General features: G+C 54.3%; 15 protein-coding genes. 4 read left to right on the plus strand and 11 right to left on the minus strand.

From position 1 onward, the window contains the following. Positions 1-163 precede the first annotated feature (163 nt). Positions 164-2,248 carry a S8 family peptidase gene (locus LC059_RS08470; protein ID WP_226703414.1) on the minus strand — a complete coding sequence of 695 codons (2,085 nt, stop codon included), beginning with the start codon at positions 2,246-2,248 and terminating at the stop codon, positions 164-166. Between the two features lie 295 nt (positions 2,249-2,543). Then, entirely contained in the window at positions 2,544-3,764 is a 1,221-nt protein-coding gene (locus LC059_RS08475; RefSeq protein WP_226703415.1) for an MFS transporter, read from the minus strand. A 96-nt stretch (positions 3,765-3,860) separates the two neighbouring features. Between LC059_RS08475 and LC059_RS08480 the strand changes: the two genes are divergently transcribed. Further along, the gene (locus tag LC059_RS08480; RefSeq protein WP_226703416.1) at positions 3,861-6,023 is read left to right on the plus strand and encodes a transporter substrate-binding domain-containing protein; all 2,163 of its coding nucleotides are present in this window, start codon (positions 3,861-3,863) and stop codon (positions 6,021-6,023) included. A gap of 88 nt (positions 6,024-6,111) precedes the next feature. On the opposite strand, the gene LC059_RS08485 is transcribed toward LC059_RS08480, so the two are convergent. Then, positions 6,112-7,347 (minus strand): glycosyltransferase, encoded by a 1,236-nt coding sequence (locus LC059_RS08485; protein WP_226703417.1) that lies wholly within the window; start codon positions 7,345-7,347, stop codon positions 6,112-6,114. A gap of 817 nt (positions 7,348-8,164) precedes the next feature. Between LC059_RS08485 and LC059_RS08490 the strand changes: the two genes are divergently transcribed. The 3 genes from LC059_RS08490 to LC059_RS08500 all read left to right on the plus strand — a co-directional run bounded on the left by LC059_RS08490 (position 8,165) and on the right by LC059_RS08500 (position 10,523). Continuing rightward, complete coding sequence (locus LC059_RS08490) at positions 8,165-9,028, plus strand: hypothetical protein (RefSeq protein ID WP_226703418.1); 864 nt, start codon at positions 8,165-8,167, stop codon at positions 9,026-9,028. Continuing rightward, positions 9,022-9,471: a hypothetical protein gene (locus LC059_RS08495; RefSeq protein ID WP_226703419.1), complete on the plus strand. Its 450-nt coding sequence runs from the start codon at positions 9,022-9,024 to the stop codon at positions 9,469-9,471. Before LC059_RS08490 ends, LC059_RS08495 begins: the two co-directional genes overlap by 7 nt. A 374-nt stretch (positions 9,472-9,845) precedes the next feature. After that, positions 9,846-10,523, plus strand: coding sequence for a GIY-YIG nuclease family protein (locus tag LC059_RS08500; protein WP_226703420.1), 678 nt, complete (start codon positions 9,846-9,848; stop codon positions 10,521-10,523). Positions 10,524-10,699: 176 nt separating this feature from the next. Here LC059_RS08500 and LC059_RS08505 read toward each other — a convergent pair whose 3' ends face one another. From LC059_RS08505 to LC059_RS08540, 8 genes are all read right to left on the minus strand, one after another. Continuing rightward, positions 10,700-10,876 carry a hypothetical protein gene (locus LC059_RS08505; RefSeq protein WP_226703421.1) on the minus strand — a complete coding sequence of 59 codons (177 nt, stop codon included), beginning with the start codon at positions 10,874-10,876 and terminating at the stop codon, positions 10,700-10,702. Between the two features lie 13 nt (positions 10,877-10,889). Then, positions 10,890-11,612, minus strand: coding sequence for a zeta toxin family protein (locus LC059_RS08510; protein WP_226703422.1), 723 nt, complete (start codon positions 11,610-11,612; stop codon positions 10,890-10,892). Between the two features lie 131 nt (positions 11,613-11,743). Next, entirely contained in the window at positions 11,744-12,520 is a 777-nt protein-coding gene (locus LC059_RS08515; RefSeq protein WP_226703423.1) for a hypothetical protein, read from the minus strand. A 46-nt stretch (positions 12,521-12,566) separates the two neighbouring features. Beyond that, positions 12,567-13,886: a restriction endonuclease subunit S gene (locus LC059_RS08520; protein ID WP_226703424.1), complete on the minus strand. Its 1,320-nt coding sequence runs from the start codon at positions 13,884-13,886 to the stop codon at positions 12,567-12,569. After that, complete coding sequence (locus LC059_RS08525) at positions 13,886-15,514, minus strand: N-6 DNA methylase (RefSeq protein WP_226703425.1); 1,629 nt, start codon at positions 15,512-15,514, stop codon at positions 13,886-13,888. The genes LC059_RS08520 and LC059_RS08525 overlap by 1 nt, the downstream gene beginning before the upstream one ends. Before the next feature lie 23 nt (positions 15,515-15,537). Then, positions 15,538-19,056: a type I restriction-modification system endonuclease gene (hsdR, locus tag LC059_RS08530; protein ID WP_226703426.1), complete on the minus strand. Its 3,519-nt coding sequence runs from the start codon at positions 19,054-19,056 to the stop codon at positions 15,538-15,540. 191 nt (positions 19,057-19,247) lie between these two features. Continuing rightward, on the minus strand, positions 19,248-19,901 hold the full coding sequence (locus tag LC059_RS08535) for a hypothetical protein (protein ID WP_226703427.1): 654 nt from the start codon (positions 19,899-19,901) through the stop codon (positions 19,248-19,250). A 95-nt stretch (positions 19,902-19,996) separates the two neighbouring features. Next, positions 19,997-20,713 (minus strand): hypothetical protein, encoded by a 717-nt coding sequence (locus LC059_RS08540; protein WP_226703428.1) that lies wholly within the window; start codon positions 20,711-20,713, stop codon positions 19,997-19,999. Positions 20,714-20,993 lie beyond the last annotated feature (280 nt).

The following is a 20,993-nucleotide window of genomic DNA, read 5'->3' on the forward strand; positions in this document are numbered from 1 at the left end:
CCTCCAAAGTGTCGCGATCGCCATTACAAGGCTGATCCGTTGGATCTGTAGCTAACAACAGGCACAGCTTGCTGGGTGAATCGTCGCCGTCGTCCTCGCTGTCAAACAAAAAAGGCCGGCAAATGCCGGCCAATCAAGGAGGGATTGCTTCTTACCTTTTGTATCAGGGGGCCGCTTCGGCCTGCAGAGTCACACCAGAGTAGGCGCTGTATCCGCGGATGCTGATATACCAGGTTCCCGCTTGCGGATTGCTGAAGCTGCAGCTCTCGTTGTTGCCGTAGCGATAGGGGCGACAATTGTAGCTGCTGGTGGTGGGCTGGCTGCCGTAGCGCACGTACAGGTCGCCGTCGCCGCTGCCACCACTCATGAGTACTTCCAGTGACCCCATGCCGCTGTTCACATCAAGTGTGAAATGCTGCCAGCTGCCACTATTGCCGGAGAGGTTACTCTCAGTCCAGCCGGTCGCACCACCGCCGCCGCTGCCACCCTCGTCGAAGCTGCCAACCAGGCTCACGTTCGAGAAGCTGCTGTAGGCGCGCACCATCACATGGTAAGTGCCAGCCTGCACATTGCTGATAGAGCAGGTTTCATTGTTGCCGTTCAGATACGGGCGGCATTCATAGCTGCTGGTTGTAGGCTGGCTGCCATACCGCACATAAAGGTCCGCATCACCACTGCCGCCGGAGATCTGGAAGCTCAGATTGCTGGCGCCAGCAGGCACTTCCAAAGTAAAGCGCAGTTCCTGTCCAGTACTGGCGGAAAGACCGGACTCAGCAACGCCGTTGGTCAGTTCACCATCGCCCGGAGTCGGATCACCACCGCCGCCGCCATTGGCAGCGTCGACCGCCGCCGCTGCATCAACGATACCGCTACCGCACTGGCTGCAGGAGCCGGGGAAGCTGCGCGCAGTGCTCTTCAGGTTGGATTCCACTTCATCGGGGGTAATGCTACTGTCCACCGCATACAGCAGTGCCGCAGCGCCGGCGACATGAGGTGCAGCCATACTGGTGCCCTGGTAGAAGGCGTAGTTGTCGCTGCCCGGGCCTTGGGTACCACTGTTCAGAGTGGAAAGAACGCCGTTGGAACTTACTGAAGTTTCGCCACCGGGAGCTGCGACATCCACCACGCTACCGTAGTTGGAGTAATAGGCGCGACTGCCGGCGCGATTGGTGGAGGCTACGGTAATTACGCCGTTACAGCTTGCCGGGCTGTAATTGCTGGCGTTGGCATTGGAGTTACCTGCGGCCACCACCACGGTGGTACCGAGGCTGCGCGCGGTATTGATCGCATTCTGTGTGGTTGTGTCACAACTCCCGCCACCGCCGAGACTCAGGTTCAATACCTGCGCCGGGTTGGCATTGGCTGGTACGCCGCTGACGTTACCGCCCGCACCCCAGATAATGCCGTCCGCAATATCCGAGGTATAACCGCCACAGCGGCCGAGTACACGGATGGGGACAATTTTTGATTTATAGGCAACGCCGGCCACACCGGTACCATTGTTGGTTACCGCGGCGATGGTGCCGGCCACATGGGTACCATGCCAGCTGCTATTGCGCGCAGGTTGCCCGGCACCACAGGCGCCCGCCGGCGACCAGTCACCAGGATCACTGGCATCACTGTCACGGCCGTTACCGTCCTGGGCGACCGTGGTATCGGAGATCATGTCATAGCCTGGCAGCAGGTTGGCGTTCAGGTCGGCATGTGGGCGATAACCGGTGTCGATCACACCCACTACAACGCCCTCCCCCTGAGTCACATCCCACGCCGCTGGCAGATTCAGGCCGCCGGTGGCCTCAAAGTAATGCCACTGCTGGTTGTAGTTGCTGTCGTTGGGGGTGGCCATGGGTTGCATCAAGCGGTCGGGCTCCGCGTACTCAACCTGCGGATCCTGCTGCAGGCGCGCAATAATCGCATCCAGTTCCACTTTGCTCGCGCGCTTTTCCAGTTTCATCAATTGCGCACCGGTGGCCAGGCGGCGCATATGCTTGAAGCGGTGGCCGGCGGTCTGTGCAATGCGGTCAATAGCGGTTTGCGACATGGCCATGGAATTTGCACCGGCGAGGGTGCTTTTGTACTTCACGATAATGCGATCGGTCACTACTTCTTCTGCTGCCACTGACATGGCCGACAGTTCCGGCTCGACCGCATGTGCAGAAAAGCTCGCGCCGAAAGTAGCGCTAAGCAGCAGTGTCGCGGTGCCCAGAACAGAGCCGGGCCCGGCTTTCAATAATGCTGATAATTTCATTGTTGCGAATTTCTCCATATTTATTTTTATCGACGGAGCTGGGTAGAGCCGCCGTTAAACCACCGCGGAACTCCTGCGCGGCACCCCCGGGACAGGTCGCGCAATTTTGTTGCGGATTTATTTCCCAAGGTTCTTGTTTAACGAGAAGTTTCATTGCGCCCGCAAAGGAAAAGCGGGACAACTCTTTGGAATCTGCGCCAAATTTAGTTTATGACTGGTACGTTCGTCACACATCAAAAACCGCGTGTGACAGAAGTCTCGGCGAGTGGCACCGATTTAATTTTGAGGCGAGTGTTTAACTTTGTTGCTCTCGGGCGGGCGTAAAACCGCGCGTGGTTAAGATAAAACCAAGCAGACCGAATATCGGGCCGGGCAGTAGTAGCCAGACCGAGGCCGGACCCGTCAGCTCAAACAGCGCACTGATACCAGCAATTGAAACGAGGGTGATCGAGAAGCCAATGGAATTCTGGATCGCCAGTGCTGCGCCCACAATTTCCCGTGGGCACGCGGCGGCAGAAAGAGCAGAAAATTGCGGGGAGTCTGCGATTACCGTTGCCCCCCAAACCAGAAGCAGTACTAACAACCAGATGCTTGGCAATGTCTCCCAGAACAAAACGAAAATCAGTGCGCAGCTGCCGGAGGCCGCCAGCGCGCCCAGAGCAACCGGGCCACTACCCATTTTTCGAGACAACAAACCGCCAACAATACAGCCCAGCGCGCCGATAGCGATAATCGCAAATGACAAACCCGGAACGCCCAGGGCAGAGCTCTCTTCGAACAGCGAAGTGCCTGAAACCAATAGCGGCACTATCGCCCAGAACGCATAGAGCTCCCACATATGCCCGAAATATCCAAAGGCGGCCGCGCGAAACTGCGGAATGCGAAATACCTGGAAAACAGCGGGCTGCGTGAAAAGGCGGCGTGTGGTGCTATGTGGTGTTCTGGTTACGGGGCGCGGCAGATGCGGACCGTCCCCGAGACGGTAAATCAACCCTGCGGCAGCCACCGCCAACACCGAAGACGCGAAGATCACCCACTGCCATGGCAACCCCGCGCCAATTTCCCGCAGGCCGTGTGGTAGAGCGGTTCCCAGGGTGAGCATCGCCACCAGCTGCGCCAGTGCGGCACCGGCGCGCTCCGGTTCCCAGCTCACCACCAGTTTCATCCCCATTGGATAGATGCCCGCAAGACATAGACCCACCATAAAGCGGTATACCAATGCACTGGTCAAGCCTTCGGAAAACCAGGCGAAGCATCCATTGAAAAACGCTCCCGCAAGGGCACTGACAATAAAGATATGGCTTGCGCGATAGCGGTCGGCGACGTCGCCGAGGGCGAGCACCAGGGTACCCAGAATAAACCCGCCCTGAACCGCGTTGGTCAGCCAGCCGATGTCGGTGGCCGTAACCTGCCAGCTCAGCGCAAGTCCATCAGCTGCGCTGTTGGCGCTGAACCAAAGGGAAGTGCCAAGAAGTTGTGCTGCGGCAATAATGGTAATGGGGCTAAAAAATCGCATGGATGTTAACGGCAATCGCGGCGCATAAACCCGGTAGTTTCCCATTTTGGAGCTAGTCTTTCAGCACAAATTTAATCTGCAGATGTGTGAAAGAGCATGGGAAAACCCGGGAAAGTTTCCGTACTTTTCATTTTGTTGGCGCAGTTTCTTACTGCTGGCTGTGGCCAGGAAAGAGGTCGGCAGCCTGAAGCGACTCAACAAGAAACCCTGACTGATGCAGGGGTAAATAACTTTGACGTCACGCCAATTGCCCAGTTTGAGAATTATGTCGAAACCGGTGACCTGGATGCGATCCGCAAGCGCGGCAAACTGCGTTTATTGGTAGACCCCAGCCGTGCCAGTGCTTTACATCGCGCCGCCACGCAACAGGATGTGGAAATATCCCATGCCGAGCGGATGGCCAAAGCCCTGGGCCTGACCCTGGTGGTGCTGGAAGTCGACGCATTCCCGGATCTGATTCCCACACTCAATGCGGGCAAAGGTGACTTGATTGCAAACAACCTGGTAGTCACAGACGCGCGCAAACAGAAGGTCGACTTCACATCGCCAACAGCAGAGACGCGAATTGTTCTTGTCTCAGCTGTCGATACACCCGACACAGGCGGAGCGCGCAACCTCAAGGGCAAGACTTTGGTGGTCACCGAAGGCACGGCGTTTGAACAGCAGGCGCGCACGCTGGGGGAAAGTAACCCAGGGCTTAACATTGAGCTGACTCGTGATAACTACGTGGATCTGCTGGTTAAAGTGGCCGATGGGAACATTGACTTTACGATTGTCGACCAAGAAGTCTTGGACCTGGTAAAACAGTTTCGCGATGACATAAAAGCCAATCATATTTTCGAGGGAGAATTTGCTCTCGCATGGGCACTTCGCAAGAATTCGCCAAAATTGCGTGAGGCCCTCGAAAAACAGGTGCAGCTGATACGCCTTACTCGTCCCGAGCAGCGTTCCATTGGTGATCTGGATGCGATAAAGGAGCGCGGTGTGCTGCGCGCTGTGACGCGCAATCACCCCGGCACATTTTTTATGTGGAAAGGACAGCTGCTCGGGTTTGAGTTCAGCCTTCTGGAAAAATTTGCCGCCAGCCTCGATGTGCGCCTAGCCATTACCGTGGCAGAAACCCACGAAGATTTTGTAAGGCTTCTCGAAAATGGCGACGCCGATGTCTCTGCAAGCCTCCTCGCAATCACCGATGAGAGGAAGGCATCGGGGATGGCCTTTTCCTCGCCTTACCTGGAAAGCAGTACCGGTATCGTGGGGCGCAAGGGCGAGAAGATCAATGACGAGCAGGACCTGTCTGGTCGCACGGTGTGTGTTCGCCCTGCAAGCAGCCAGTACCAGGTCGCACAAAAACTTCAGCAGAACATTCCGAGACTGAAGATTCAGGAGGTGGACAGTAGCCTGGATATCCAGAGTGTCATCGATCTGGTGGTGGAGCAGCAATGCGACCTGGCAATTGCGGATGAAGTTTCTGTAAAGTTGGAGCAGACATGGCGGGATGATGTGACTTTTGCCTTTGACCTGCCGGATAAAAGCAGTCGCTACGCGTGGATGGTGCGGGATGGAAACCCGAAGTTACTTGAAGCGATCAACCAGTTTTTTGACAAAAATGAAACAGACAAGGCTTTGCCACAACTGCTAGCGCGCTATTTTAAAACACCAAAGCGCACGCGACCGGAAATTGAAGAGTTGGCAGAGGCCGGGGAAATTTCCCCGTTTGATGAATATGTGCGTCGTTACGCGCAAGAACATGGTTTTGACTGGCGCTTGTTAGTTGCTCAGATGTATCAGGAGAGCAACTTTGATCCCAAGGCGCGATCCTGGGTGGGCGCGCGGGGCCTGATGCAAGTCATGCCGGATACCGGCAAACAGGTAGGTGAAACGGATCTGGAAGACCCGGAAACCAGCGTGCGAGCAGGTGTAAAATATATGCGGTGGCTGTACGCGAAATTCGAAGACAAGGGAATAACGCCGGATAACAGAATGTGGTTTACCCTGGCATCCTACAACGCCGGTCTCGGGCATGTGTACGATGCACAGAATCTCGCAGAGAAAAAAGGCTGGGATCGCAACGTCTGGTTCGAAAATGTGGAGCGGGCGATGCTCCTTCTCTCCGACCCCAATTACTATAAAAAAGCACAGTACGGCTATGCGCGCGGCCAGGAGCCGGTAGATTATGTCCGCAAGATCGAAGCGCGCTTCCGATCCTTTGTATCCCTGCTCGAGGCGCAAGACCCGAAAAAGGATAGCGGGTCGTAGTTATTTTGGTTTTGAGTTACTTTGGTTTCTAGTTACTTTGGTTTCTAGTTACATTGGATTTAAGTAACTGTGGCTTGACGGCAGCGCGCTAGCTGCCCGCCAGCTTGTTTTTTGCCTCGATCCAGCGACTCATAAACTCTTCCGCGCGGTGCTCTGTACGCCGCAGGATGCGTCCCCAGATATTGCGATTGCGGTGTGTATCGAGGTCGCGTGCAATGGAATCCAGTCTCTCGATAAGCGCTTCGGCGTGTGGTCGGTAGGAAAAGCCGGATGCCAGCGCTGACAGGCTGGCATCCCGCACCGTCGTCCAGTCAGCTTCATTCCGGTAAACCTGTGCCGCAATTTCTGCAAGCTGACCGGCATCATCTGTCAGGGGATATCCCCAGGCTTCCGCTTCTGCCATCGATTCCGCACCTATGGGTGTTGTAATCGTTGGGGTGCCAGAGAGCCAGCCATCGAGCACCTTTCCTTTTTGCCCGGCGCCAAAACGCAGCGGCGCTAAGTTCACTCGGTAGCGTGAGAGCGTGGCGAGCGCATCGTCGGTGCGGCCGATAATGCGCAGTCCCTGTTTGGGATTGTGGAAGCGCTGCATGGCGTGATCTGCATAAGCGCCGTACACGTGGCATTCGACACCGGGCAGCAGAGCGCGCAGCTTCGGCCAGATAGCTTCTGCCAGCCAGACAACCGCATCGCGATTTGGCGCGTGTTTGAAACCGCCGATCATGGCCAAATTTTGGCGCTCACCAAAACCGGGTGTGGAACCTGGGGCGGGTATTTCCTTAACCAGAAAAGGCAGATAGTGCAGTTGCCAGTCCGGCAGGCAGAAGTGTTGCTTCAGCAGATCCACCTCGACCTGGGAGATCATGATGGTGAGATCGCAGCGCGCTATGGCTGCCACTTCGCGCTCGGCAACGGGTTGAAAAAGATTGAGTGGCTGGCCGCTTTTCAGCGCCTGATGGCGCGCGTCCCGGAGGCTGTGGAAATCGCTTGTATCCAGCAGCGTAACCGCTCCCGGACACTGCTCTCGCACTCGCCAGCCAAACTGCTCTTCCACCATAAAACGGTCGTAGATCACCAGCGAAGGATCGAGTGCACGCACCCAATCATCAAAACTGGATTCGTTCACTTTGATCTGGTGTTCACCGTAACCGGTTTTGGCCTGGAATGGTGTTGGCTGTGCCGGGCTCGCGATCTCGATCCGGTAGCCCGCCTCGGCGAGCAGGTCGAGGATATCCAGGGTGCGCCGTCCGGCAGCCGTAGAGGCGGGCTCGGGCCACTGCTTGGCGATGAGTAGCGCGCACTTTCTGTGTGTATCGCGGGACATTGTGGGTTGCTCGATGTTTTGAGCCTAAATACCGAACTGGCTTCTTTAGGCATTTAAATTTGGGAAAAGATTGAGTTGACTAGAATCACTTAGTACAACCTTTGGTAAAGCGTAATTTTTGGCTCCAATCAAGCTTAAGATTTTGGCTCTTGGTTACCCGCAAAAGAAGGGCGACAAAAGGGGGCAGGCTTGTACCTACGGTACCCAAGTCCCTTGTACGGGGTGGTACTGGGGTCACTGGAAAAGGCTCGCTCGGCGGCACTTACCGGCTGAACGAATAGCTTGTCGTGTTCGGCAAGGAAACCGAAGTTTGCGTAATGCGCAGTGTTAGTGCCCTTCACTAGTCCCTCTTTGAGATCCGAGGCTTCCTTTCTTTCTCAGCGGTGTGTTAGACAATCCTACGATATTACCGACAAATGCGATGAAGCTCACGCCGTTCTGGGGCGGCGTTCATTGGTGAGGTAATACTTTTCAAGCAGTTAAGCCGCAAGCCAAGAAAAGCTGTTCAAATACTGTTCAACGAGGTGTGCGAAAAGAAGCTGAAACACGCAGCCTCTCTTTTTGCGTCGCCTCGATACCACACAGTTGATCATTTGCGGCTGATCCATGGAGATCTGGAGCTGTTACAACATTTGGGCTGCGTATAAACGTATAGTGATTGAAACCACCATGACCTTGCAGTTGTACTGGCCAGTCCAGTTGGTACCACCGTGCCTCGATATTTGGTTGTACAGGCGAATTGCTTTTCATATTCTCAAGCGAGCGGCCGAAATAACGGCGGGCGAGTTCCAACTGGTAGTCACGGAAGAGCAGGGTAATGAATCAAGCGGATCAGTCATTAACGCGAAATACTATTCGTCACAACTCCCATGAGTTATACGCCCTATCGTTAGAGGAATTTGACCGTACTTTTAAAGTTATGGCTGAGTCCGATAAATACGCATCACAGCGATCGACCTGGGAGGCTCTTAAGCGCGGTGTGGAGGTTGGCGCGAATTACACAGCGACCGGTAAAGATGTGGGCACGCTAACGAAGTTATTCGCAGATCTTGGCTTTTCAGGAACCAAGGCGTATATAAAATACTATAAAGGACGCCCATACGTGATTTTTAAGGGGAGTCCCGCTTTGCGTAAAATTTTCACTGGCACGCGATATGGGCTTCAAAACGCTAAAGTTGTCCAGATGGGTATCGGCCGTAGTGGCGCTGTCACTGCTGCGAGAAGTGGTGGCATTCTAACCATCATTCTCGTCAGTGCATTTAGAATCGCGGATTACATCCTTACCGACCAGATGACACTGAATCAACTGGTTGGTACTTTAGCGACAGATGTCGTGAAAATCGGCATTGCGACCGGTGCGTCTATTGTCGCAGCGGTCGGGGCTGCTGCGGTTTTTACTGTGGCAATAGGCCCTACGATTGCAGCAATTGGAGTCGGATTGCTGGTTTCTTACGGGCTATCGAAGCTGGATGACCATTACGAGATAACCACGAAGTTGATCGCAGCGCTAGATGAGTTAGAGCAACGGAAAAACGTCGGTTTAGAAAAGTTACAAAAAAACACCGTTGATTTCTCCGGCGAGCTCGTGGGTGGTGCTATCGATTATGCGGTGGATGAAGCAAGGCGTATCCTGATAAATACCGCTAGGCACTACTTACCGAAGAGAATTCCACAATGGTAGATAAGGTGGAAACTATAACGCCAGTATCGCGCCCAGCTGCAGTCTTGATCTTATCCATATTTTTGGCTGTGGCAGTGGTCTGTATGCTATTGCCGGTTGCCTCTTTTTTAGAGATGGCTGGGCAGATATCTGGAACTGCAGACGCCGTTCTGATTAACAAAGGTGTTTTTTATCTTTTTGGCGTGGGCGTCGCGCTATCGGGTTTACTGGTGGATGGTAGCTATAACGCCTTGCTTCACCGCCCCGTTCCTGAAAGCCTAAAACGACAAATGGGTAAAGTAATTTTTTTGGGGCTGGTTTTAGTGGTGATATTGCCATCAGCAATTCACTATATATCCGCGTATGTGCTTGAACTGCGCGGCTATATAGTATGCGAGTCGGCCTCCAGTCAATGGCTGTTTGTACGGGATATTGTGTACACCTTGCCGGATGCATGTAACTGAAGGCACAGAGATACCTTTTTGTGGACTTGCCGGTCGCGGCTACTCGATGTTCTGCACCTAAATGCGGACAAGGGCTGCTAAGCCCTTGATTTTCTTGGTATGCATTAGGTGGCTAAAATCACTTGGTACAAGCTTTGGTACAACTCTAACTCCAGACATATCTAGGTCATTAATGTGCTGGCGCTGTACGCGTTTTGTGAGGATGCCAGTTTCGCCGCTAAATCTCATACCTTCCAATTCTATATCAGCCCGACACGTATGTTGATTGGTTAACACACAGGTGTCGGGTCTTTGTCGAATGCGCAGAGAGCGCTCGCGGGTGGACTATGATTTTTCGGACACATAATTAAGCACCCTGAGGTTGGTCTTGGAGTATGAATAGCCTAGATGTTGGCTACGTATATCTACTGGTGAATCCAGAGATACCAGGTTACGTAAAGATCGGAAAAACACATCGGGATCCCGCAATAAGAGCTAAAGAACTCTCGACTTCCGGCGTGCCGGGGTATTGGAAGGTCCACCATCAGAGGTTGGTCCCGCAATGTGATGTGGTAGAGCAAGCTGTCCACCGCTCGCTTAGTCAAAACCGACCGATAAGGGGAAGGGAGCTCTTTAAGGTCGACCCAGAAGAAGGCGTTAGGGCCATTGAGAGCCTGTCAAAGAGTAATATTGCCTATTTCCCTCATTGGCCAAATTTACGTGATTTTGATAGATCCGCCTCTGGTGATTTAATAACGGCTCAGTTGCTAGACGAAGAGAATACCCGCCAGAGAAATGACAGGAATGCAGAGGCTGCTGCAAAGAGGCAACAAGAGAGTCAGCGTGCAAGGGTAGATGTTGAAACCCGTCGTATCCTTAAGTCCGGAGTAATCGGCGTAGCTCCCTTTTTCTGGGTCGCACTTATTGCAATGATGTACCGAGATGGAAAAGAAGTATTGATCGTAGGTGCATCTTTACTTTGCCTGCTCGTAGGGTTTTTTTCACGATTATCAGAAAAAAAGGCAGCTAGGCAGAGAAGAGAAGAGGTAGGGCTTACTGAAATTGACAGTTAGAGAGGGCCTCACATTTCAGCGGCGAGATAAAATAACTGAAGAGGCTTTTGTGCCACGAGCTAATACAGCTGACTTGAATTCGAGTTCAGATCGTCGCCTTAAGGGAGGCCGTAGAGTGGGCGGGCAGTAGGGGCGCAAAGGGACTCAGAAAAGGCAGCGACACGCTGCCTTTTTGATTACTCGAGCGATTCTTTGTGTTTATGAGCCGCAGCTTTTTCGGCTTCAATAAGCACTGCTCTTTGGCGCTCAGCAGCCTTTTGCAGGACGCGCTCATAGAGTCGCTTCTTCTCTTTGGAAGATGCGGTAAGAATATCCGCCAGTGAAGCGGAAGCAGTTGCTCCTGAGCTAAACATTTTCTTCATCCCCTTAAGTGTAGTTGGACGGTAACAGCTCCAACAAGCCGGCGCGAGTGTATTTTTCGCCAATATGATTGTCAATCTGGTCAATATTGAATTTGGTGCTTTTGGGGCTGAAATCCTCTTTTTTGTGGAGGAGTTCCACGATGATTTTCTTGCCAAACTCCTGCTTTATCCTATTAACCGTGTCCTTTGCGTTAAAATATTGCTCAATAAAGCTCTCTTTTGGGATGTTTCTCCCCTCTGCTTTTTCTCGTTTTAAGACGAAATTCCAAGCAACTTTGGGGTCTAGGTAGACATAAAGAATGATGACTACTCGGTTCTTCCTGATGGAGCGAGCAATATTCTTCTTGGCTCTCTCAAAATTTGAGAAAGTGCTATCAAAGAAGAAGTTCTGACCATTTTTTAACGCAAGATCATGAATCTTGTCTACTAGAATCGATGCTGGGTACTGGAATAGCCAGCTATTAGCCCCGTTGTATTCACTGAAGTAAGGCCGCATAGCATCAGTATCGATATGGATGCTTGGCGCTCCTTTCGACATCGCCATTGCCGCCATTTCAGTGGCCGTTTCGGTTTTACCAGCCCCTGGGGAGCCAGCCATGAACACGGAGGTCGCTACAGGGCTCCTGGGGTACTCCTCTTTGCAAGTTAATTTTCTGGCTATTTGCGTTTTGTTAGCCTTCGCAAAGGTTATCGCTCTTGCCTGAATTTGCTCTTCTTCATCTGTCATAAGCACAAGGGATCAATGTTTCATTTTTAAGTTTTGATATGACTTAGGATCTTATTAGTTCTCAATATGTAGTGTGAAGAATTTGCTCGCAGTTATTTTTACGCTTGATATGCGAGTCGACCGTGAAATAGTTACACAAGTTCTGGCTCTAGGTAGGGGAACAGTGGGCCCAGCTCCTGTATTACTTGTTGTTGACGTTGGCGTAATACGTTGATCTGTTCTTCGAGATTTCCATTTTTGCCGAAAAGCTCCTTGAGGCGCTGCTGCAGCTGGTCTGCTCTCTCTTTTACCTTGCTGTGTCCGAGCGTTCGCATAGCTTCGTGTCGGGCATCAAAGGCGGCGCTATCTCCTTGGGCTTTCCTTGAGATGTTCCAGTATATTCCCACGGCGATTGTCGTGAGCACCGCGAAACTTTTTAGTGCCGATGCGGTTTCGGCACTAAAAGGTGCCAGAAATGCGAAGGGCACTAGGAAAGCGGTAGTCAGCAGCACGTACTTGCGGGTCTTCTGTGCGCGGGCGATGGCGTGAGCGCGCGCGGTGTCGCCGGCCTGTGTTGCCTGTCGCTGAATATCATTCAGCTTGTCGTCAGCCGCGGCGAGGTCGCGTTTGATGGAGTGCAATTCGCTCTGGTCAAACTTCGCCAGCTGTACCCGCAGGTCAGCGAGCTCGGCACTGGTCTTCAGGTACAGGGCAATCTTGTCGCGGTTGTCCGACAGCTGCTCGGCGCGTCGGCGCATGTAGTAGCCTTTGGCCTTGGCTTCGTCAAAGTCACAGTGCGCGTTTGCCCTGGCCCACAATCCCTGCAGCAAGGAACCCTGCTCGAGTTCCTGCGCCACCAGACTGTAGATCAGTTCATCCTCGGCGGTGTGGGCGTTGGTATTGGCGAATAGCTTCTCCAGAATCTTCATGTGGTATCACTTATTATATATTTCACACTACTAACAGGTGGCAGACTTAGGCTCCTGCTTTCTTCTTGCGGGTGCGCTTCGCCGGTTTGGCCGCGGCCCGCTCGGCCTGAATGCGCTCGAGCAGCGCCTGGGCGCTGTTGTCGCCGCTGATCAGATCCGGGTTTTCCACTCGCCACTGTTGGGTGAGTTCGCCGCGGAAGGCTTTGGCGAGAATGGACTGGGTGAGGTGCTCGACCCGCGCCAGGGCGTTGTTGGCCTGTTTTTCAATGGTGTCGGCGTAGGAAAAGAGTTGCTCTGCGCGGCGAACAATTTCAATTTGTTCTTGAATACTTGGCAGTGAAATATTTAGATCAGAGACAGTTTTCTGATTGATTTTTGGCATGTTTCCTGCGGTGCCAGTGGCATTATCCCTGAAATATTTTCTGGATTTTTCTGACAGAAGGGATAAATGCAGAAACTTGCCAAGAACCCTCTCATTTGGAGTGCATTTCATCATGAGGTCGGGATATACATACCGGCGGTCTGGCCCTTCATAAAGGGCACTAACGCCAACATATTCAAGCGTATTTGCGCGTTGAATTAGGATGTCCCCATTCATTACCCAGAGGTATGAGCTGTGGTCAATATCTAGCTCAACGTATTTGAAGCAATTTTCTTTGAATTTTCCACTCGTTGTGGCCGAAAGAGTTAAGTTTTTAAAGACTGTTTCCTGATCCACTCCTTTTGGCGATTTTCCATTCCTCGGTTTTTCTTTCACTACATCAACAAGCTTTACCGATTCCCAAGAGTCGACGCCAAATCCACCTAAATCTCCGTTAGTGGCTGCGGCGATAATAGACTGCCGGAAGCGCTTGAGGATTTGGGGGATGCGCTCGAGGCGGGCTTTGGTGTTTTCTACCTGGGCCAGAAGTGTATCGAGTTTGTCGGCGATGACTTTTTGTTCGGCGATTGGAGGTAGCGGAACCCTTACTCCAGAAAGGCCTTTGCCGGTGATCTGAGGTTGGGCTGACCCCGATATCGTGTCTTCTAAGCCACGGGCTGCTAAAGCGTAATAAAGAAACTTAAGCCCAACTAGATTTGTAGGGTGATGATCTAAAGCCATTGCGTTGCCATTGATATAGGAAAATGGCTCTGAAATGTGCAGGTTGCCGCAAGTTGCGCCGCGACAGGTGATCATTACCGTAGGGTTCGGGTGAGTATATGAGTCGTAGAATCCGATCTTCCCGTTTGCCCCATAAACGACATACCCTTCATCAATCAGTTTTTTTGTCGGGATCGTTTTCCACTGTTTAGGTGTTACTAACTCGATCAGGAGCGGTTTGCTCCATTCACTAGGTAAAGAGTCACCAATATAGCCAAGACTCATTACTGCACCTCACCAAAGAATTCTTTCAGTAAGGTTTTTTGAGCGTCGGCCTCATCTCCGGCACCCAGCTCCCGCATCAACCCGTCTAGTTCCCCCAGCGCCTGCACCAGCTCACCCATCGCCTCCGCGGCCAGTACACTGGGTTCCGGCAGGTTGGCCGCATCCACACTATCTGCATCCTTGAGCCAGCTGATATCCAGCGAATCGCCTTTGTGTTCGGCGATCCACTCTCTGGTAAAACAGCGCCAGCGGCTGTGGGTCAGGCGTTCGTCCACATCCTGATTCTCATCGGCCTTTTTCGCTTCCGGTGCCAGGTCGATCTCCTCGGCGCCGAAGCTCCATTCGCCCTCGTTGCGTTTACTGGTGCCGTCTGCCTGTTTGCCGTAGACCTCTTCGAACGGCTTCAGGTGCTGCTCACCGAATGGGGTGCGCTTGCCGAAGCTGGGCATATTGGTGCGCAGGTCGTAGACCCACACATTCTCGGTACAGTTTTCTTCCTGCAGTTTGTCCTTGGCGCTTCCCTTGGTGAAGAGCAGCACATTGGTCTTCACCCCCTGGGCATAGAAGATGCCGGTGGGCAGGCGCAGGATGGTGTGCAGGTTGCACTTGTGCATCAGGTCGCGGCGTACCTCAGTGCCGACGCCGGCTTCGAACAGTACGTTGTCCGGCAGTACCACCGCGGCGCGGCCGCCGGGCTTCAGGTTGCGGTAGATATGCTGCAGGAAGGCCAGCTGCTTGTTGCTGGTCTTATAGGTGAGGTCGTCGCGGGTGATGCTGGCCTCGCCGCCCTTGGCGGTACCGAACGGTGGATTGGCGAGGATGATGTCCGCCTTGGCGAGGCTGGCGCCGGCCTGGCCGAGGGCGTTGCCCAAGTGCACCACGCCCTCGTCGTCCCCTTCCATGCCGTGCAGCAGACAGTTCATCAACGCCAGGCGGCGGGTACCGGGTACCAGTTCGATACCGACAAACGCTTGGCTTTTCTGGAACGCCTGCTGTTTGGCGGTGAGGTCGAACAGGTCGTCGGTCTGCTCCTTGATGTACTGGTCGGCGGCGATTAGGAAACCCGCGGTGCCCGCGGCGGGGTCCTGGATCACCTCGCCCGGCTGCGGCTGGATACAGCGCACCATGGAGTTGATCAGCGCGCGCGGGGTGAAGTACTGGCCGGCACCGGACTTGGTCTCGTTGGCGTTTTTCTGCAGTAGGCCCTCGTACAGGTCGCCGAGGCCATCTTTCTGCGCGCTGAACCAGTCGATCTGGTCCAAGGTTTTGACCATCTGCTCCAAATGGCGCGGTTCTCTAAGACGGGTCTGGGCGTCGGCATAGACGGCACTGATCAGCGGGTCCTCGTGCACGATATTGCCGTCGCCGTCCTTGCCGGTGGAGAGGGTCAGCAGGATGCGCTTGTAGTCGTCCAGCAGGTTAATGCCGGACTTGCCGTTAAGGTCGCTCCAGCGGCAACCCTCTGGCAGCGGGTGCTTCTGCAGGGTGCCAGCCTCGGTGTTCTCGTGCACCATCTTGATAAACAGCAGCAGCACCAGCTCGGTGACGTAGTCCGAGTAGTTGATACCGTCGTCGCGCAGCACGTCGCAGAGGTTCCAGAGTTTCTGCACGATGTCGTTGTTGTTCATGGTACTTCCTTACATCTAAATTGTTATGCGGTCTGGGCGGCAGGCCAGAGTGCCGCTTTGAATTCTTCCAGTACGGTATCCAGCTGATCGTTCAAAATTTTATCCAGCCGGCGGGCGCCACCCTCGAAGGCGGGCATCTGGTTGATGGCTTCGCGATCAATAACCACTTCATGGGTCAGCTGCTTGGCGAGGCGCTGCAGCCATTTACGCTGGGCAGGGGTCCAGGGGTGTTGGGTGAAGATCCTGTCCATGGCTTTGGCAACCCGCTGCTCGAACGGCACCAGCGCCTCCCCAAGCGCTGCACGGCGTATATGGCCGATAATGCTGGCGGCGATATCCTGGTTGGTTTGGTTGCGCACCGCGCTTTGCAGGTTCGCTTCCGAGTAGCCGTGATTGTCCAGCAGCAGCTTCACTTCCTTCAGCTGCTCCCGCGTGAGGTCTCGGGGTCGGTTCACCACCACTGCCAGGGCAGCGGACTGGTTGAGCTGTTCCTTGATGAATTGATTGAAACTATCCAGGTAGTCATCAGGCCGTTTGTGTGCGCCATAGCTCTGGGTGCGCTCGCGGATTTCATCCTCGTGTTCCGAGATCAGCGGAATCTTGTCACTGCCGAGTAGGGTTTTGACCTCGGTGAGCTGATGTAGCAAGCCGGCGTGCTGGCGGATGAATTCGGCTGCCTGGCTGGGCCCGAGGTCGTGCAGGTGCTTGTGCAGTGACTTGGGTGCGACGCCCCACTGTTGCTCGAGCTCGCCCAGCTTTTGCTTGAGTGCCGGTTTGCTGTCGGCCTTGTTGTCCGCTTTGCGCAGCACCCGCATCAGTTTCTGGCTGAGCTGGCTCAGCACGGCGTCGGCATGGGTTTCCCCTTGTTGCTCGCCGGGGCTGTTCAGGGCCCGTTCCAGCTGCTCCGGATCGGTGAGCTCGTCCACCAGCTGTTCGAGGCTGATATTGGGGTCCTTCACCAGCGGCTTCATGGTGTTTACATCCTGCAGCGCCGCATAGATATCCACCGGGTCGTAGATGCGGAATACAGTCTTGCCGATCTCATCGCAGCGGCGGGTGGCGCGGCCGATCATCTGTTCGTACAGGATGCGAGAGCGAACGCGACGCAGGAACACCAGATTGCAGATTTTGGGTACGTCGATGCCGGTGGTGAGCAGATCCACGGTGATGGCGATATTGGGGTAGCGCTCGTTCTTGTACTCGCGGATCAGCTGGCTCACCTTGTCGCTTTGGCCTGTGATCTTGGCCACGGCGGCCTGGTTGTACTCGCCGTTGTAGAGGTCTTTGAAGGCTTCATCCAGCAATCGTTTGACCATGTCGGCGTGCAGGTCGGTGGCGCAGAAGATCATGGTCTTCTCATCCCCGAAGGGGTCCAGCTCCTGTACCAGCTGTTCGCAGATCACCCGGTTGAAGTTCTCGTTGATCACGCGGCGGTTAAAAGCTTCCACCTCGAAGTTCAGTTCGTCTTCCAGTTCTGCGGTTTCTACGGCACCGGTCTGGGTGTTGATGGCCTGTACCGCGGAACCCTTCTCGAACTGGATACCCTTTTGGGTTAGCAGGGTTTCATAACGGATGGGCGGCTCATGGTCGATCAGCCAGTCATCGGCCACCGCCTCACGGTAGGAGTAGGTGTACACCGGCTTGCCGAAGATTTCGCTGGTGTGCTTGGCGGGCGTCGCGGTGAGCCCCACCTTTACCGCATCGAAGTAGTCCAGTACGCGTCGATAGCTGGATAGGTACTGGCTGGCATCGCGGGTGGCCAGCTCGCCCTCGGTCATCTCTTGGTCGAGGGTATAACCGCGGTGGGCTTCATCGATGATGATGCAGTCGAACTGGTCCACCGGCGGTGGCGTGTCGCTTCTGAATACTCGCGCAACCATCGCCTGCACGGTGGCCACCTGGACGCGGGTTTCCGCTTCGGCGGCCATATCGCCGAGCTCGGCTACATTGTAAATCTTGGACAGGGTGTGATTCTGTTCCAGTGGCGCCTCGTTAAAGGCATCGATTGCCTGCTGGCCCAGGGCGGTGCGGTCCACCAGAAACAGGATGCGCTTGAAACGCTCGGCTTTCAGGAACCGGTACATCAGGCCGATGATGGTGCGGGTCTTGCCGGTGCCGGTGGCCATGGCCAGCAGCGCCTGTCGGACACCGGCAGCCAGCGCATTCTCGGTAGCGACAATGGCTTTTTGCTGATAGTCACGCAACTTGAGGTAGCCGAACGGCTCCTGCTCCAGTTGTTGTTCCGCTTTTTCTTTACTGCGCTGCAACAGGTCGAGCAGACCGGCCGGGGTATGGAACTTTTGCAGTGCGCGGCGGATATTGCTTGGCTCACGGACATCCCGGAACCAAGTCCCGGATTGTTCCGCCAGCTGCGGGATATAGGGTCGACCGTTGCAGGAATAGACAAACGGCACCTTGAAGTACCCGTCAGCTTCGTCTGGCCAGGCCACGGTGCGACCAGCGAGTTCCCAGGCGCCAATTAACGGGGCGGCGATCTGAAGCCCCCGGCTATAGCGCTCCGCCTGGCGGATCTTGCCGGCGACATTGGTGTTCTCTTTTTTGGCTTCCACCACTGCGACGGGGGTGAGGCCGGCGAAGAGCACATAGTCTGCGGGGCCTCTCTGGGTGGGCCATTCTGCAATAGCGCGGTTAACGCCTTTCTCGGGCCGCGCCCCTTTCTGGTAAGTCAGCTCCTGGCTGTCTGCCTCCCAGCCGTTCTCCACCAGTTGCTGGTCGATCAGGATGCGGGTCAGCTCCTCGTTCAGTACGATGTGCTGACCGGCGGCCTGGGTCTGCTTAGCGACCTTTTGGCGCTCGGCACTGACGGTCTTGTCACCCTGATCGGCCAGTTGCTGCTGTAGGGCCTTGATCTTCTGTTCGTACTCTTGTCGCTGTGCAGTGAGTGCCTGCTCGTGCGTCGCGGCCTCCTCGGCCTTTGCTCGAGATTCCTCGTCCATGGCCAGTGCCAAAGCCTCGTACTCGGCTTTTTCCTTGGCAATCAGGTCGTTTAGTTGCTGGCTGGAGTCGAGCTGTACGTTGGCTTCCTGCAGATCGTGCTTAAGCTTGTCGATCTCGCTCTGAAGCTGACGCAGATGGCTGCTGGGGTCTGCAGGGGCGACGAAGGGGCCGGGCTTGAACTTGGTGCCCGCGCCGCCGAAGGACTGATGGAACCAGATAGCCAGGGCTCGAGCGACCTTCAGCCCGTCCAGGGCTTCCCGGTGCTGGGTTCGGAATTCGTGGGTAGCCTTGTTGCCTTCGATACGCAGCGTGTGGAACAGCTCTTTCACCACCGGCTCCAGGCGTATTTCCCGATTAAGGCGGTATAGCAGGTCTGATTGGCTGGTTTGCTCATCTACCTCGACGCCCACACGCGCAGCTATGTGCTGTGCTATGGCCTCGCCAAGCTGGCGTAGCTTGATCAGCGTGGTATTGGGGTCACTGGAAAAGGATCGCTCGGCGGCGCTTGCCAGCTGAACGAATAGCTCGTCGTGTTCGGCCAGGAAACCGAAGTTTGCGGACTGCGCAGTGTTAGTGCCCTTCACTATTCCCCCTTAGAGCTTATGGCCTTCCCTGCTTTTTAGGGCTACCTAAGACAACCGTACGATACTACCGACAAACGTGATGAAGTTCACGCCGCCCAAGTCGACAGGCATTAGCGATGTACTGATTTGTAGAGTAGAAAGTAGAAAAACCCACAATAGCTGTGGGTTTTGTGGCAAGGGATAGTGGGTGGCTAAATATTGAGCTGTAATTGAGCGGCGGGCGACCCATAAGTGGAAGATAAAGTTTTATAGGGTTTTTTGGGCGGACCAGTTTCCGGGTGGCTCCTTCCTGAATCAGGCTTGATGTTGGCGCTGGGGCGAATTTCAGTGGATTGGTGTCTCTTTAACAAGCGAGGAAGCATCAGTGCTGCAATGGCGCAAAGTTCTATTAGTGTCGCCAGGATCGCAAACATCAATTTTGGCTCGATTGGCATTGCGCTAGACACGATATTTTCAGGGCGTCCTGCAAGATGTTGAGAGCGCAGCCGATCCTGCTCCCGAAGTTTCGCCAAAGTACTATTGGCGCGTGCTCGGTAGCCATTTTCCAGGTCTTTTGAGGCGGACTGCTGTAGCAGGGAAATTTGCTTGCTAACAGCTGAGACTTGGTCTTGCCAAATCTTAAAGTTCATGCTCTTGCTGAGCTGCACAGACGTCTTTGTATCTTGCGCTTCTGAAAAATAAGCCCACGATGCAGCTAAGGAAGCGGCGACAAGCGTTGAACCTAGCGTATAGCAAAGTAGCGCAATGAGAGATCGTCCGTGCCGCCAAAGGGTCAGTGCCGCCGGAAATAGCGAGAATTTCATTAGCTCGAGCGCAAGTCCGGCAGCAGCATTAACCACGGTCAAAAAGGGCGTGCTTGCAAACGATATACATAGTAGCGCCGTGAATATGGCTGAAATAGCGCACAACGCAGAAGCGACGACTCCAAAATTCCACCTGATCAAAATATGACCCCCTTGCTTTGGGGTGGCTTAGCATCAACGTTCGCCGCTCTAGAGTCGTGGCGATTGTAGTCTGCCAGCCATTCCTCATCTGTTTGTTCATAAGGGGACCTGCTACTTCCCTGATGACCGCATTGCCTGATTACCGTATTACCGCAGTTCGGAGCGCCCGTAGTTTTATCGAGCTGAACACGTTGCTGTACCTGGGTTTCCGGCAATCTTGTGTTTGGGAAAACTGTTTGGGATTTGCTTGGGTTTTGTTCGGGGCTTGCTTGAGAGATGTTCGGTTTGGTGATCTCAAAAAGCTCTAAGAGCGCGCCATGAGCTAAATTTAGTGGCAGCAACGACAGTTTATCTAGCTTCTCTCCCGTCAACACTGCACCGGTAAAGATCACGCCCTTGAGCTTACCCATTAGATTGCTATACCAGCCCTTGCGCTGGGGCTTGGGGAGTCCCGCATTTCGCCAAAACTTCGCAAAGGCACTTTTTTTGCCTGCTTTGAATTGATGGTTGGGAAGAATTGATCCCGGCCGCCCGTGCTTGGTTTTACGCTGCCGCTCAATCTCCGCATTGAAGATGACGAAGCGGCTTGCTCCAGTGAGGGCACAGGTGAGCTGCAGCTGCACACCCTTATACCGACCCTTGTCGAAGCGACCTGTGCTGTAGCTTTCAAAGATGTAAAGTCTTTCGCCCAGCTGAAGGGCAGTCTCTGACACCAGCTGCTCAAAGTGTCGATTAAGCCAGTTTCTAGGGACCGGCTGGCCTGACGACGGAGTAATCATGAGGCGACCGCAAGCCACTTCCATTCGATCGCCGCGACAGAGCAAGCGTGCCACTATCGATGGATTGGGCAACGGAGTCACAGAGCTGGGATCTGGAGCATAAATGTCTGTGGAATCTTGAGGGCACACGTTCAATGCCCCAGAGATTCGGCTTCTTCGATAAGTTTCGCCCTTAGCGCCAAAAGGCTCTCGCCAGGCCAAACCGTCATTTTCG

Source organism: Microbulbifer elongatus, from assembly GCF_020524885.1.
Classification (GTDB): Bacteria; Pseudomonadota; Gammaproteobacteria; order Pseudomonadales; family Cellvibrionaceae; genus Microbulbifer; species Microbulbifer elongatus_A.